The 14,835-nt window shown below is 67.5% G+C and carries 12 protein-coding genes; 3 read left to right on the top strand and 9 right to left on the bottom strand.

Going from position 1 to position 14,835, the window contains the following annotated elements; genetic code table 11:
* The first annotated feature begins 104 nt into the window (after positions 1-104).
* Positions 105-1,961 (top strand): right-handed parallel beta-helix repeat-containing protein, encoded by a 1,857-nt coding sequence (locus ACIBEI_RS06540; protein WP_398885694.1) that lies wholly within the window; start codon positions 105-107, stop codon positions 1,959-1,961.
* Positions 1,962-2,304: 343 nt separating this feature from the next.
* On the opposite strand, the gene ACIBEI_RS06535 is transcribed toward ACIBEI_RS06540, so the two are convergent.
* Together ACIBEI_RS06535 and ACIBEI_RS06530 are read right to left on the bottom strand one after the other, a co-directional pair.
* On the bottom strand, positions 2,305-2,685 hold the full coding sequence (locus tag ACIBEI_RS06535; RefSeq protein ID WP_398885692.1) for a hypothetical protein: 381 nt from the start codon (positions 2,683-2,685) through the stop codon (positions 2,305-2,307).
* Positions 2,686-3,195: 510 nt separating this feature from the next.
* Entirely contained in the window at positions 3,196-4,380 is a 1,185-nt protein-coding gene (locus ACIBEI_RS06530; protein ID WP_398885690.1) for an epoxide hydrolase, read from the bottom strand.
* 193 nt (positions 4,381-4,573) lie between these two features.
* Between ACIBEI_RS06530 and ACIBEI_RS06525 the strand changes: the two genes are divergently transcribed.
* Positions 4,574-5,149, top strand: a complete 576-nt coding sequence (locus ACIBEI_RS06525; protein WP_398885688.1) for a CGNR zinc finger domain-containing protein — start codon at positions 4,574-4,576, stop codon at positions 5,147-5,149.
* Positions 5,150-5,178: 29 nt separating this feature from the next.
* On the opposite strand, the gene ACIBEI_RS06520 is transcribed toward ACIBEI_RS06525, so the two are convergent.
* Positions 5,179-5,946 (bottom strand): AraC family transcriptional regulator, encoded by a 768-nt coding sequence (locus ACIBEI_RS06520; RefSeq protein ID WP_398886319.1) that lies wholly within the window; start codon positions 5,944-5,946, stop codon positions 5,179-5,181.
* A 120-nt stretch (positions 5,947-6,066) separates the two neighbouring features.
* Here ACIBEI_RS06520 and ACIBEI_RS06515 point away from each other — a divergent pair, with 120 nt between their 5' ends.
* Positions 6,067-7,239 (top strand): MFS transporter, encoded by a 1,173-nt coding sequence (locus tag ACIBEI_RS06515; RefSeq protein ID WP_398885686.1) that lies wholly within the window; start codon positions 6,067-6,069, stop codon positions 7,237-7,239.
* Between the two features lie 108 nt (positions 7,240-7,347).
* On the opposite strand, the gene ACIBEI_RS06510 is transcribed toward ACIBEI_RS06515, so the two are convergent.
* The 6 genes from ACIBEI_RS06510 to ACIBEI_RS06485 form a co-directional block, all read right to left on the bottom strand.
* Positions 7,348-7,608 (bottom strand): hypothetical protein, encoded by a 261-nt coding sequence (locus tag ACIBEI_RS06510; RefSeq protein ID WP_398885684.1) that lies wholly within the window; start codon positions 7,606-7,608, stop codon positions 7,348-7,350.
* 253 nt (positions 7,609-7,861) lie between these two features.
* Positions 7,862-10,333 (bottom strand): CBM35 domain-containing protein, encoded by a 2,472-nt coding sequence (locus ACIBEI_RS06505; RefSeq protein WP_398885682.1) that lies wholly within the window; start codon positions 10,331-10,333, stop codon positions 7,862-7,864.
* Between the two features lie 100 nt (positions 10,334-10,433).
* Positions 10,434-11,258, bottom strand: a complete 825-nt coding sequence (locus tag ACIBEI_RS06500; RefSeq protein WP_398886318.1) for a carbohydrate ABC transporter permease — start codon at positions 11,256-11,258, stop codon at positions 10,434-10,436.
* 62 nt (positions 11,259-11,320) lie between these two features.
* The gene (locus tag ACIBEI_RS06495; protein WP_398885680.1) at positions 11,321-12,250 is read right to left on the bottom strand and encodes a carbohydrate ABC transporter permease; all 930 of its coding nucleotides are present in this window, start codon (positions 12,248-12,250) and stop codon (positions 11,321-11,323) included.
* 54 nt (positions 12,251-12,304) lie between these two features.
* Positions 12,305-13,639 (bottom strand): ABC transporter substrate-binding protein, encoded by a 1,335-nt coding sequence (locus ACIBEI_RS06490; protein ID WP_398885677.1) that lies wholly within the window; start codon positions 13,637-13,639, stop codon positions 12,305-12,307.
* A gap of 109 nt (positions 13,640-13,748) precedes the next feature.
* On the bottom strand, positions 13,749-14,795 hold the full coding sequence (locus ACIBEI_RS06485) for a LacI family DNA-binding transcriptional regulator (protein ID WP_398885675.1): 1,047 nt from the start codon (positions 14,793-14,795) through the stop codon (positions 13,749-13,751).
* Positions 14,796-14,835 lie beyond the last annotated feature (40 nt).

Here is a 14,835-nt window from a genome sequence, read left to right as displayed (position 1 = left end):
AGGTCGGGTCTATGGACACTCCAATCGGGGATCCGGTCAGAAACTTGGCGGCAACTCTGCATATTCATCGGGTGTTTCGTGCTCATGGATGCTCCGGAGGGGCTATGTCTCGGTTCGTGTTTCTCGGGGTGGCGCTCGCGCTGCTCGTAGGTGGCGGGGGGCCTGTCGCCGCAGCGCCGAAGACGAGACCTGTGGTGGTCGACGTGGACGACCACGGAGCCGATCCCACCGGTCGGAGGGACTCGACGCCCGCCGTCGTCGCGGCGCTTCGGCACGCCAGGAGCATCGATGGCGACCGGCCGGTCAGGATCGTCTTCTCGAAGGGCACCTACCAGATCTACCCCGAGCGGGCCGAGACGCGTGAGCTGTACGTCTCCAACACCGTTGGTGCCGACCAGCGTTACCGGGACAAGAAGATCGGGCTCCTCGTCGAGGACATGCGCGACGTCACCATCGACGGCGGCGGGGCCAAGCTCGTCTACCACGGCCTGCAGACGGCGTTCGCGTCGATCCGCTCGACCAACGTGACCTTCCAGAACTTCTCCTTCGACTACGCGGCCCCCGAGGTCATCGACGCGACCGTCGCCACCACCGGTGTCACCGACGGACACGCCTACCGCGTCCTGAAGATCCCGGTCGGCAGCCCGTACAGGGTGAACGGCACGCACATCACCTGGCTCGGTGAGAAGAGCCCGGCCACCGGGCAGCCGTACTGGTCAGGTGTCGACGGACTCGAGTACACGCAGATCCACGACCCCAGGGCGCAACGGACCTGGCGCGGAGACAACCCGCTGTTCAACGACGTCGCCGCGGTCACCGACCTCGGCGGACGCCGGATCCGCATCGACTACACCACTGCGGCACGGCCGGCGGACGCCGGGCTCGTCTACCAGATGCGCCTCATCGAGCGGACGGAGCCGGGGGCGTTCATCTGGGAGTCCAAGAACGTCACGATGCGCTCGATGAACGCCTACTACCTCCAATCCTTCGGCGTGGTGGGCCAGTTCAGCGAGAACATCTCCATCGACAAGGTGAACTTCGCCCCCGCTCCGGGGTCCGGCCGGTCGACGTCCTCCTTTGCGGACTTCGTTCAGATGTCCGGCGTCAAGGGGAAGGTCTCGATCACTCGGAGCGTCTTCGACGGCCCGCACGACGACCCGATCAACATCCACGGCACCTACCTCGAGGTCGTGGGGAAACCCGGACCGTCCACTCTCACCCTCGCCTACAAGCACCCGCAGACTGCCGGATTCCCGCAGTTCGCCCCTGGTGACAAGGTCGAGTTCGCCACCAAGCGGACGATGACCCCGCTGGCGTCGGCGCACGCGAAGGTCACCGCCGTCGACGGGCCGAGCGGGATGGACCACGACAAGCCGCTGACCACGATGACCGTCACCTTCGACCGGCCCGTTCCCACCGGGGTCGAGATCGGCGGCACGGTCGTCGAGAACATCACGGCCACGCCGTCGGTCGTCATCTCCGGCAATGTGTTCCGCAACGTGCCGACCCGCGGCATCCTGGTCACCACCCGCAAACCCGTCCTGATCACCGGCAACCGGTTCGACGGGATGTCCATGGCCAGCATCTACGTCTCCGCCGACGCCTACCAGTGGTACGAGTCCGGTCCGGTCTCCGACCTCACGATCCGCGGGAACACGTTCACACGGCCCAGCGGCCCGGTCATCTTCGTGGAGCCGACCAACCAGGTCATCGACCCGGCGGCCCCGGTGCACCACAACATCTCGGTCGAGCACAACTGGTTCGACATCGGTGACGTCACCATCGTCAACGCGAAGAGCGTCGGCGGGTTCGGCTTCACCGGCAACACGGTCCGGCGTCTGGACGGACCGTCGCACCCGCCGTACGCCTCCCCGTTGTTCGTCTTCCACGGCAGTTCAGGCATCCGGATCGCGCACAATCGCTACGACAAGGGCCTGAACACGTCGGTGGTCACGGACTGACTTGACTACTCGTAGTCTCCTGCGGCGGTACGGAGAGGACCGTGCCGAACTCCTCCACCGGCGAGCAGGCTGACGTCGCCGCGTGCCCACCATGCGGCGTCCGGCCACTCCCGACCCGGCCGGGGCGACGAGGGCGGGGAGGGTGACTGCCCGCGCTGCCCGAGCCGCCGGGAATTCGCGCTGGGCACGCAACAAGGCCACCAGCTGAGCCCTGGTCAGGTGCGGACGCGGCTGGTGGCCTTCATGATGCGACGAGTCGCTTACTTCGGATGTGGCAAGTGCCTATTCAGCGCCTGCTGGTTCGGCTCCCGAGCAGCGCGAGAACTCGTCACTCAAACGGAGTTCAGCACTGGTTGGGTACGTTGCCCGTCTGGCTCCCCTTGAGCAGGCCGCCCCAGATCCAGCTCGAACCCGAGCCGAGCAGGACCCACTTGTCGTGAGAGTAGCCATGCTGGCTCACCCACTCGCCGTGTGCCCAGCATATGGCGCTGAGCTGGTAGTTGGCGGGGACCGAGTAGTTGATGCTGCACTGGGTCGACGCACAGCTGCGGATGTTCGCGCCGGTCCACGTATAGACCCACGTGTTGGCGGCGGCCCGGTCGGACGTCACTGTCCGGGACTCCCGGTCGGCGGGCGCTGCCGCCGCGGCGGTGGGTGCGGACAACCCCGCGGCGGCCAGCAGCCCTGCCGCGATGGTCGTTATGACCTTGGCTCTCATACGCATGAGAAATCCCCCTGTTGAACTCGATCTGCTGGGATATCCAGCGTGAAAGACGCTAACCGGCACTAGTCGGCCCAGTTAGTCATGTACTGGCCAATACCTGACTGGGAGGTGGCGTTCCGCTATGCCTGGACCGGTAGCGGCGTCGCGGGCATCTGAGCAGGGGGATTCCCTGAAGGGGCAGCAACCGGCACGCGACCGTCGGCGGGTCGGCGCCAGATAATCGATCACCGCTGAAGGTCCGGAGGGGACAGTCGTTTCTTTCCTGGTCACTCAACGCTTTTGTGTCATGGGCATGCAGGAGGTGGCCCGGTCGTTGGGGCTTGGCGGGTTCTTGCCCTCGGAATCGCCGCCTTGTTCGCCGCATGGGTGGCGATGGGCGCGGGCGGCGTAGGCGCGGAGCCTCCTCCGGCGCGTCTGGCGCGTCCACCCGAGACAACCCCCCGGGCCCTCGGCCTGCCCGACGTCGGCCACCGACAACGAAACGGGGTCCCCGACTCCGTCGGCAGCCCATCACGAAATATCGTGGCTGGCGGCCAGCACTGCCGCGAGGCCTTCTTGGAGATCCTTGACGAAATATTCGGGAACCTCCAGCGACGGGAAATGCCCCCCGGTTTCGGGCGAATTCCATCGGACGATCTGCCGGTACCGCTCCTGCGCCCAGGTGCGCGGACACTTCTCGATGTCGCGGGGATACACACTGATCGCTGACGGGACGTCGACCCGAAGTTCGGGGTCGAGGGAATCGTGGCTTTCGTAGTAGATGCGGGCCGCCGATGCGCCGGTCCGCGTCAGCCAATACAGGGTGACGTCGTCAAGAACCCTGTCTATGGAAATCGTCTCGAACGGGCTGTCTTCGGTATCTGTCCACTCGGCGAACTTGTCGAGGATCCAGGCAAGAAGCCCGACCGGTGAGTCGACGAGGGAGTACCCGATGGTCTGCGGTCGGGTCGCCTGCTGCTTGGCGTACGCCGCGCGGGGGCCGCCCCAGAAGTCGCGGGTCTCCTCGGTCCATTTACGCTCGGCCGCCGTGAGCCCGACCGTGGTCAGCCCGGGTGGTGCCTGCGCGGTCGTTGTGTGGATGCCGAGCACGTGCGCCGGGAACCTGCCGCCGAGGACCGTGGTGATCACACCTCCCCAATCGCCGCCGTGGGCTACGAACCTGCTGTAGCCGAGCCTTGCCATCAGTTCCACCCAAGCGGCCGCGATCTTTTCGATCCCCCACCCGGTGGTGGCCGGCTTGCTGCTGTAACCAAAACCTGGCAGCGACGGGGCTACGACGTGGAACGCCGGCGCGTCTGCGTTTTTCGGATCTGCCAGTTCGTCCATGACCTGGGTGAACTCGGCAACGCTGCCCGGCCAGCCGTGCGTCAAGAGCAGAGGGGTGGCGTCTGCGCGGGTGGATCGGCGGTGCAGGAAGTGGATTCCCAGACCGTCAATGGTCGTGCGGAACTGGCCGACCTGGTTGAGGCGCTCTTCGAATGACCGCCAGTCGTACCCGGTGCGCCAGTAGTTGACGACATCGACGAGGTCGGTGAGAGGGACGCCCTGATCCCATCGGCGCGGGCCGGGCGCGGCGCGGTGGACCGTCTCGGCTTCCGGCAGCCGTGCCGCGGCCAGTCGCGCGCGCAGGTCGTCGAGGTCGGCGTCGGTCGCGTGGGCTTCGAATGCCTGCACGTCGCTGGTCCGACGGTTCATGAGATGCCCCCGCCGGGGTGAGCTGATGTGGTGACGACGCCACGATCGATGGCGGCCGCAGCGTCGGTGACGCACCAGTGCGTGGACATGAGACCTCCTGGCCATCGGTGGAACCGGCCTGGGATGTGCCGGAACCGTCTAAGACGGTTCTAACAGGTCTCGATGGCGCCGTGCAACCGGCTAAGGTGGTTCCATGAGTGCTCGGTTCCCTGACTTCAGACTCGGCAAGGTGCTGGCGACCAGCTTCACGGGGACCCTGTCGGAGCGCCGTGGCGACGCCGTGGAGCGCATCCCCACGCCGAACCGACTCGTCGACTGGCTGGTGGTGAGTGGCCTCGCCGTGGAGTCCTGCACCACCGCCCAGCTCGAACGCGCTTGGCAGCTGAGGGAATCAATTCACGCCGCCGCGACAGCGGCCGCGCGCCGAGACCCTCTGCCTGTGTCCGCTGTCCAGGTCATCAATGACTGCAGCATTGAGGGCCGGGCCGCGGCCATCTTGTCGCCCGAGGGCAATCGGCAATGGCGACTTGGCTCGGCTTCCTCCGTGGAGGACGCCCTGGGCGTCATCGCCGCCGACGCGATCAGCGTCATCGCAGGCGAACGCGACGGAAAATTGGCCTTGTGCGCATCGCCAACCTGCCAGGCGGCCTTCTTCGACACCAGCCAAAGTCGCACCCGCAGATGGTGTGACATGAACACGTGCGGGAATCGCCAGAAGAAGGCGCGCTTCAATGCGTCCAAGCAGGAAAACCCCGGATCGGCAAAGTAGTCGTTGCTCTTGGTGCGCCGCTTCGGCCGTCATTCCTGCTGTGGTTTGTCCATGCCCGCGCGGTAGTTACCGGGGGTCATGCCTACCGCCAGGGCGAAGGTCTGGACGAAGGCGCTGGTTGTCGCCCATCCGCAGGCGTGGGCGGTGTCAGTGACGGTGGCGCCCTCGGCGAGCATGATCATCGCGGTGAAGATCCGGACACGGGTGCGCCACTGAGGGAAGGTCATGCCGAACTCGTCGCGGTAGAGGCGGGACAGGGTGCGCTCGCTGGTGTGCACGCGGTCGGCGAGCTGGGCGAGGGTGCAGGGCCGGTACAGGTCTTCTTCGACGAGGCGGCAGGCGTCGGCCAGTCGTTGGTCGCGGGGTGCGGGCAGGGCGACGGGCTGGGCTGTCACGCGGCGTAGCCGGTCGCGCAGCACTGCTTCGATGTGCCGGGTCTCGGTCTGCGTGAGGGTGGCGCTGGTGAGCGCGATGAGCAATTCGCGTACCAGCGTGTCGACGGCGATGACCGTGGGGCGTTCGGCGTCGAGCAGGGGCGTCCTGCCGTCGGCGGGGAAGCCGACGGTGTGGAAGCGACTCCGGCCGTAGAAGCGGTGTTCGTGCCAGGTGTTCGCCGGAATCCACACGGCACGGTCGTTGGAGGCGACCCAGGAGCCGTGTTCCGTGGTGATGGCAAGCACACCCGAGCTGACGTAGATCAGCTGGTGGTCGTCGTGGCGGTGCCGGTCGATGGTCTCACCGCCGCCGAGGAACCGTGTAGTGGTCGGTGCGACGGGCTCGTGGCGGATCTGCGACATGGACAGGCAGAATACGGGAAGCGCGCCCGGGGTGTTCCTGTCCATCGTGAGTGTGTGACAACGATCCAGGAAACAAGTACTCCCCCTGAGGCGGGTGGCCCACCCGGGCACTGGCGTCGGATGCGGATCTGGGCCGGCGCCCATGCCGTCGACGACTTCTACCAGGGCCTCGTACCCGCCGCGGTCCCCTACTTCGTGCTGCAGCGCGACTTCAGTTACGTGCAGGCTTCGGGGCTGGCACTTGCCGCGACGCTCGGCAGCGCACTGCCGCAGGTGCCGATCGGACTGCTCGCCGACCGGTTCCGGCTGCGATGGATGTCGCCGCTGGGGGTCGGACTGGCGGGTATCGGGGCGGGCCTGTCCGGACTGACACCCTCCTACCCGCTGGTGTTCGCCCTCCTGCTGATGGCGGGTCTCGGGATCGCAATGTTCCATCCGCCCGCGGGGCGCGATGCGCGCCGCGCGGCCGGGGGCAGTGCCACAGCGATGAGCTACTTCGCCGCAGGCGGCAGCGTGGGGTTCTTCGTCGCCCCGGCGCTGGTCACACCGGCCCTGGACAACCTCGGCATGGGCGCGACCGCGCTGTTCATCCCGCCCGCCGTCCTCATGGGCTTCGTCCTGCTGCGCCACCACAACCGCACGTCCGATACGGCGGTCACGAAAGTGCGGCGCCAGGGCAAGGACCGGCCAGGCCGGTTCGCGGCCCTGACCGCCGTCGAGGTCGTGCGGTCCACCATCTCGACCGGACTGAACACCTTCATCTCGCTGTACTGGATCCGCCACCTGGAAGCGAGCAGCGGCCTCGGTGGTCTCGCCCTGACACTCGAACTCGGCGGCGGTGTGGCCGGCACGCTGCTCGGCGGGCGGCTGGCAGACCGCATCGGCATGGTGCGCACCGTGCAGATCGGCAACGCGGCCATGCTGCCCGCCCTGTGGCTCATGCTGATCTGCGACGACAAATACGTCGCGCTGCCACTCGCGCTGCTGGTCGGCCTGATCTCGAACATCCCGTTCGCCGTCCTCATCAAGCTCGGCCAGGACTACCTGCCCAGCCGGCCCGGGACCGCTGCCGGCGTCACTCTCGGCCTCGCGGTGAGCGCCGGCGGACTGTTCATGCCGCTGCTGGGCGTCATCGCAACCCACTACGGTCCCCGAGGCGCACTCGCGGTACTCGCCACCGTGCCGGTGCTCGCGATGCTGCTCTCCGCCTTCTTGCGCGAACCCGTCCTGGACGAACCGGTGCCCGCCGAGGACACACCCCTCACCGACCCCACGGACTTCGCACCGAAATAGCACCGGCGCGGACTGGTCCATGCGGACAGCCCCTGGCGGTCCGGGGCGGCAGCAACCCCTGTCTGCTACTGCCGCCTCACCGAGTGAAGCGACGGGCGGCCGCCCGGGTCAGCGCCATTCCGGCGGGATGTTGGACAGTTGGCTCAGCAGATCCCAGTCGGCCGGCCTCAACTGCGGCTTGTGCCACTGGGCACCGTGACCGACCCAGTAACCGCGCAACTCACGGACCTGCGTCACGGTGTCATCACCGATGCCGGACTCGTTGAAGCAGCACTCGCAGATGACGTACCGAGGGAGCCCGCGCTCGTAGAGCACCTCTCCGTCATCCAACCCGCAGATACGGCAAGCGGTCTCAACCGGGTTCTCCATGATCAGAGACTACCGATTCCGCCAAACGCCACGCCAAACGCAACGACGTCCAGAGCTGTCCGTGGCCTCCGTCAACGTGCTCAGTCAGTACAGCCGGCTGATCAGTGCCGCGGGCGCCCGCCGCGGGCGCCATGATGGGTGGCCCGCCCTGCACTCTCCAGGCTCGCGGCTCGGGTCGTGTCGCTGGGCCGGATCTCCGACGAGATCCGGCCCAGCCCGAGTACAAGGCGGCCGTCAGGGTGGAGTCGGCCGACTAGCCGACGACTCGGCCCAGTTCGATCCGGTCGATGTTGGGAGCCCATGCGCTCGCGTTCCCGAACGTCACCTTGTTGGAGCCCTTCTTCAGGTCGACGGGGACGCCCACGGTCCAGTAGTCGTCCCAGCTCCAGGTGTTCTTGAAGGTGACCTTCCGGGGGGCGGCGCTGCCCACCGTGATGTCCGCCGTACGGGACATGATGTCGGTGTTGTAGGCGTGGCCGTTGTCGCGCCGGTCGTTGTGCGCGTAGTGGACGACGAGCATGTGGCGGCCGGACTTGGGCGCGTCCACCGTGAACTCGGCGGTGCTGGAGGCGCTGTTGCCGAGCCAGCCGACGTAGGAACCGGCGGAGGCGTGGGCGGAGTCGACGAGCTTGGCGCCGCCCGCGAGAGTGGCCGAGGCGCCCTCGTAGGAGAGGGTGCCCGACGTCGAGCCGGTGCCCGAGACGTCGAGGGAGCGGACGGATGCGCCCTTGGCCGTCATCGCGATGCGGTTGTTGCCCGCCACGAGGTACAGCCGCAGGGCCCGGCCGGGTGCCGCCGTCACCTTCTCACCGTGCAGCTCCAGCTTCACCGCCGCGTTGGCGCGCGACACCACGGTGTAGTAGCCGTCGCGCGGTGCGTAGGCGTCGAAGACCGCCTTGTCACCGGAGCGCAGGACCAGGGCACCCGTGCCGACCCCGGCCGACGAGGAGTAGTCGTACGACGGCTTCCCGCTGATGTCCGCCAGCGTGGCCTCGTACGACGCGGAAGGCGCGGCGCCGGTACGGGCGGTCAGGTCGATGCGGTCGAGGGTGACCTCGGCGTCGCCCTTGGCCAGTGTCAACACATGTCGGCCGGCGGGGAGTTCGACGCCGACGTCCTTCTTGGCGCGGTAGGTCCAGTTCTCGGTGGAGGGATAGGAGACCGTGGCCGGATCCCCGCCGTCGATCGAGAGCTTCTGCGTGGCGGGTGTCCCGGACTGGTTGCCGTACAGGATCGCCAGGTCGTAGGTGCCGGCCGCGGGCACGTCCACCGTGAAGTCGACCTTGCTGGAAGCGGTGTTGAGTGAGCCGACGTCCTTCGTCCCGGAGGCCGCGTAGCCGTTGGCGTTGCTGACCGTGCCCTGGGTGTAGACCTGGCCGCCGGTGATGGCCGCGTCCTCGGCCTCGTACGAAGCGGACCAGGGGACGGAAGCGGTGGATGGGGTGCCCGAGCCGCCGGGGGTGAGGGCGATCCGGTAGGCGGACATCTTGTGCATGCCGCGCAGCGGGACGGTCACCGAACCGTCGTCCGCGACCTCGACCTTCGTACGGGTGAGGACACGCGGCGCCGCGTGCTGACCCTCGTAGCCGGACCATGCGGACTCGGCGACGGTCGCGGTGACCGTGCGGCCGAAGACGGACCGGGAGACGTTCTGGACGACGACGTCGGAGTCACCGGCCGAGCCGCCGAGCAGGACCTGCGCCTGGCGCCGCTTCTTGTCGTACGAGGCCAGCCCCTGGAGGGTGTCGATGGTGTTGGCCTGCGGCGGGGTCACCTTGACGGTGTTGCCGGTCAGTCCGGCGTACCAACGGAAGAACCACCAGCCACCGTTGGGGATGTTGGAACGCACCACGTTGCCGTCGAGGTTGCCCGCCGCGTCCCAGTAGGCCTGGTTGGCGTACACCTTGTTCCGCTCGAACATCGAGACCCACTGGGCGAGTTGCCCGGGCACGGAGAGGTCGCGCCGGTTGGCGTACTCGTCGATGTTGATCTTCAGCGGCGCGATGCCGAGGTTTTTCTCGATCGCGCGGTAACTGTCGTAGTTCCCCTGGAAGTTGCGCAGAGAGCTGGAGTCCAGCTCGTGCCAGGTCATGATCTGGGGAAGGACGTTCTCCCGCTTGGCAAAGGTGAGGAAGTCGGTCAACAGGCGTGTGTGATAGCCGGATTCGTTCGGGCCGGCGATCCTGGCGTCGGGGTCGATCGCGCGGATCCGCTGGTAGACCGTCTTCCAGTCCTTGAAGAACCGGTCGCGGTTGATCTCGTACTGCGCCTGGTTGGAGGTGCCGAGGTTGTACCAGATCTGGTCGGGCTCGTTGAACGGGATGTAGACGAAGCGGTCGCTGTTCGGGTCGGCGGACACCTCGCTGACGATCTTGTCGACCTTGGGGAGGTAGTCGTCGATGCCGAGGTCCTCGTACGGCCACTTGGCGTAGATGTCCTGCATCATCACCAGGACCTCGCCGCCGCCGTTGCGGAAGAACGACTTGGAGACGGTGAGCGCGTCGCCGTTGGGATGCTGGGCGCCGCCCTCCGGCTTCTGCGAGACGCTGGTGATCTTCAATGGTGCCAGCGCGGCGTCGCTGGGCACGCCGTCGTCGCTGAGCCCGTACAGGGTGCCGTTGGCGCCGTGCATCACCGGGCCTTCGGAGGCGGCGAGGTCGACGGTGACGCGCTGCGGGTCGGCTGCGGCGGTCGCGGCCCCCGCCGCGGGGAGGGTGCCTGCCATGGCGGTGACTCCAAGTACGGCTGCGACAAGGGCGGTTCTGGTACGGGACCCGGTGCGGGATCTCGTACGGGTGGGGGTGCTCACGCTGTTGGACCTCCAGTCATTTGACGGCTCCACTGGTGATTCCGGACACGATCTTTCGCTGGGCCACCAGGAAGATGGCGACCATCGGCAGGCTCATCACCACGACGTACGCGAAGACGAGATGCCAGTTGTTGAGGTAGAGCTGGGCGCTGGCGACCTTGTAGAGGTTGAGTGGCAGGGTCGCCTTCTCTCCGCCGCCGAGGACGAAGAAGGCGTAGAAGATGTCGCTCCAGGCGTAGAGCATGACCATGATCGTCGCGGTGGCGATGACCGGCCTGAGCAGCGGCAGGATGATCTGCCGGAAGATCCGCAGAGGCGTCGCGCCGTCCATCCGCGCGGCCTCCTCCAGCTCCACGGGGATGGCCCGGATGAAGCCGGTCATGAAGAAGATCGACGTCGAGAGGTACATCCCGGTGTAGACGGCGATCATTCCCGGCCGGGTGCCCGCGAGGCCGAGCTGACGCAGCTCCATGACGATCGTGATGACGGCCGGTGGCAGCAGCAGCCCGCTGATGCAGAGCGCGTACGCCGCCGAGACAAGCTTCGACTTGCGGCGCGCGAAGACCCAGGCGGCGCCCGCCCCGAGGATCAGTACGAGGGCGACCGAAGGCACCACGACCAGCAGGGAGTTGAGGAAGCCGCGCAGCATCTCGCCCTGGCTGACGGCGTCCTCGTAGTTGCTGCCCGGCTGCCACTGCCCCGGCAGGTCCAGGTTGGGCGTGATCGCTTCGGCCTGCGGCTTGGCGGAGGTGACGGCGACCAGCCACAGCGGTACGCCCACGGCGAGCCCGGCGATCAGCAGGACGAGCGCCGGACGGCCGTAACGCCAGGCGGGATGCACGCCGGACGCGCGACGCACAGCGGATACGGGAAGCGCGGCGGACGGGGTATTCGCGTGGGTGCTCACAGCAGTTGCTCCCTTCGGCGCAGTCCGATGACGAGGGGGATCGCGACGGCGACCACGACCAGGAAGAGGACGAGGCTCATCGCGGAGGCCTGGGCGTACAGGCCCTGTCCGAAGATGCGGAACATGTAGATGTTGAAGACCTCCGTGGAGGCCGCGGGCCCGCCGCCCGTCGTGGCCTGCACGATGTCGAAGGTGTTCATCGAACCGATCAGCGCCGTGGTGACGTTGAAGGTGAGAGCGGGTGCCAGCATCGGCCAGCGCACCGACCAGAAGGTCCGCCACGGCCCTGCGCCGTCGCACCTCGCGGCCTCCAGCATCTCGCCGGGGATGCCCTTGAGGCCGGCCAGATAGATCAGCATGGACAGCCCCATCCACTTCCAGCCGTGGATGACGGTGACCAGGACCAGTGTCCAGGTCGTCGAGCCGAGCCAGGGGATGTTGGTGCCGAGGAGTCCGTTGACGGCGCCGTCCTGGTTCAGCAGCGCCTGGAAGACGTAGCCGGTGGCGAGCGCCGAGATGAGCACCGGCAGGAAGAAGACGGCGCGGAAGAACCGGTTGAACCGGGAGTCCGCCTCCAGCAGCAGCGCCAGCACCAGCCCGAAGCCGTTCTGGAAGACCGCCGCCAGCAGGGCGTACACCAGGGTCGTACGGATCGCCCGCAGAAGTGAGCCGTCGTCGGCGATGGTCTTGAAGTTGTCGAGGCCGGTGAAGGCGATGTCCGGGTGGTACGAGGACCAATTGGTGAACGGGTAGTAGAAGTTGAGCAGGTTCGGCACCAGGAAGAAGGCCGCGAAGACGGCGATCGCGGGGAGCGCGAACCACCAGGGGTGGTGGACGGCGGCGCGGGGCAGCCGTCCCACCTTCCTTCCCCGGCCCTTGGCGGGCGCCGGTTTCTGCGTACGCGTGCGTATGGCCGTGTCCGCCATCGGGAAATCCTTGCCCGTCGGGTCGGTCGGGTTCGGGTCGGTCGCGCTATCGGGCTAGAAGCCGGTCGCGCCCTGGGCCTTGGCCACTTGCGCGAACTGGTCCTGGATCGCCTGCGCGACCTGCTGCGGGCTCTTCTTCCCGTAGAGCATGTCGGCGAGGTACAGGTGGGTGTCGGGCGCGACGATCGCCTTGGCCTGGAAGACACCGATGGCCGTGGGCAGCGCGGCGACCTGGTCCTTCGACGCCTGGGGAAGGCCGTCGGGGGTCGGTACGGACGGCTGCACGGAGGGGATCTTCATCGCCTTGATGTAGTCGGGGTAGTCCGGCCCGAGCCAGAAGGCCATGAACTGGCGGGCGGCGTTCTGCCGCTTCTCGTCACCCGTCTTGAACGCGACCACGCCGTTGGTCTGGTCGGGGGAGTACATCCCGGTCGCGGAGGAGTTGGCGATCGGGAACCAGCCGATCTTCTTGTCGATCTCGGCCGTGGAGTACTTGGCCTGCAACTGGCTCTGGAAGGAGGTGACGTTGAGGACCATGCCGGACTCGCCCTTCCAGAGGGAGTCGGCCTGCCCGGTGAAGGTGCCGGTCTTGTAGTTCTTCTGCGCGAGACCGGCGTCGAGCAGCTTCTCCTTGTACTTCTTGATGGCGCCGACGACGACCGGGTCGGTCCACTTCTCCTTGTTCTGGTTGAGGTCGGCCCACCACTGCTTGTCGAGGTCGGTGAGCTGGACCTGCGTCTGCCACTGCAGCGGCCACTTGTCGCCGCCTGCCTCGTAGAAGCCGGCCGCGTCGGTCTTGTCCGTGACGGTGCCGCCGAGTGCCAGCAGCTCGTCGTACGACTTGGGGAAGTCCTTCTCGGTGAGCCCGGCCTTCTTGAACACGTCCTTGTTGTAGTAGACGCCGAGCATGGAGGGGCTGGTGACGATCGCCGCATACCGCTTGCCGTCGATCATGCCGAGCGACTTCTCGGTGTCGCCCAGCTTCGACACCCACTCCTCCCCGTCGAGGGTGAGGAGGTTCTGCTTCGGCTGGATGAAGGGAAGCGTGGAGATGGACGGCTGCCAGAACATGAGGTCCGGCTTGTCGCCGGAGGCGAGCTTGGTCGGCACGTTCTGCTCGTACGGGTCGGGGATGGCCTGTGCCTCGACCTTGGCGCCGGTGGCCTTCTCGAAGGCGTCGATGACCTGCTTCGGCGCGTTGATGGTGTTCTGCGCGGTCCACATGGTCAACTTCACGCCGTCCAGGCGCGCGGTCGGGTCGACCTTCGTCTGCTTGCCGCCCGAGTCGGAGGAGGAACCGGAGTCGCCGGCGGTGGGGTCGCTGCACGCGGTGGCGGACAGAGCGGCGGCGCATATGAAGGCCAGCGCAGGCAGGGCTCTTCTCTTCATGGTGTGCCTTTCGCGAACGGGCTCAGGTGGGCGGATCGGAAAACGGTCCGGCTGAGGAGGTGCGAGCGGGCGGTTCGGGTGGAGCGAAGCAAGGGGAGCGGGATCGGGTTCACCCACGTCCGGGCGGTGGCCCCGAGCTCTCCCGCACGATCAGTTCCGGTACGGAGACGGGGTGCGGGGCGATCTGCGCGGACTCCTCCAGCACGCCGTGCAGCAGGGCGAACGCGGACCGCCCGAGCCCGGTGAAGTCCAGGCGTACGGTCGTCAGCGACGGGGTGAGATAGGCGGAGTGCGGGGCGTCGTCGAACCCGGCCACGCTGACGTCGCCGGGGATCGCCCGGCCCGTCTCGTGGAGGGCGCGGATGACCCCGAGCGCGAGGTCGTCGTTGCCGCACAGAATCGCGGTGACGTCCGGGTTCCCTGCGAGTTTCAGGCCTGCCGCGTGGCCGCCCGCCGGGCCCCAACTCCCTTGCAGCGGGCGGGGTTGCGGCGCCCCGGCCTCCTTGAGCGCCTGCTGCCAGCCGGTGGTACGGGCGCTGGTGCGCCGGGTGCTGGACGGGATGGCGACGTAGTGCACGGTCCTGTGGCCGAGGGAGAGCAGATGGCGGGTCGCCTTGTAGGCGGCCTCGCGGTCGTCGGCCCACACCCAGGGACGGTCGTCGCCGGGCGGGCTCGCGGGGGTCTCCACCACGCCGACGACCGGCAGATCGGCGGGCACCGCACCCAGGGCCCGTACACCGGCCGGGTCGTATGCGATCACGATCAGACCGCCGCCGGCGTCCGCCGACCGCTGCACCTGGGCGGCTACCTCCGCCTCGCCGGCCCCGTCGGCTGATTCGAGAACCCCGATGCCCACGGTGTAGGAGGCGGCCCGCGCCGCCTCCTCGATGCCCTGGAGGACCGAGGCATAGCCGTAGTGCGTGGTGTTGGAGGTGAGCACGGTCACGGCGCGGCTGCGTCCGCTGGCGAGGGCGAGCGCGGTGGAGTTGCGCCTGAACCCCAGTTCGTCGATGGCGGCGAGCACCCGCTCCCGGGTGGACGGCTTGACGCTGGGATGGTCGTTGATCACTCGGGAGACGGTCTGGTACGAGACGCCGGCCGCGGTCGCGACGTCCCTGATGCTCACCGAGCGCCTTGTGTGACCGGTCACATTCATGCCAGGATTGTGACCGGTCACATGAGGCTCGTCAAGAGAC

It is taken from the genome of Streptomyces sp. NPDC050988 (assembly GCF_044456225.1).
Classification (GTDB): Bacteria; Actinomycetota; Actinomycetes; order Streptomycetales; family Streptomycetaceae; genus Streptomyces.
This window is presented reverse-complemented; position numbering and strand designations above follow the sequence as displayed.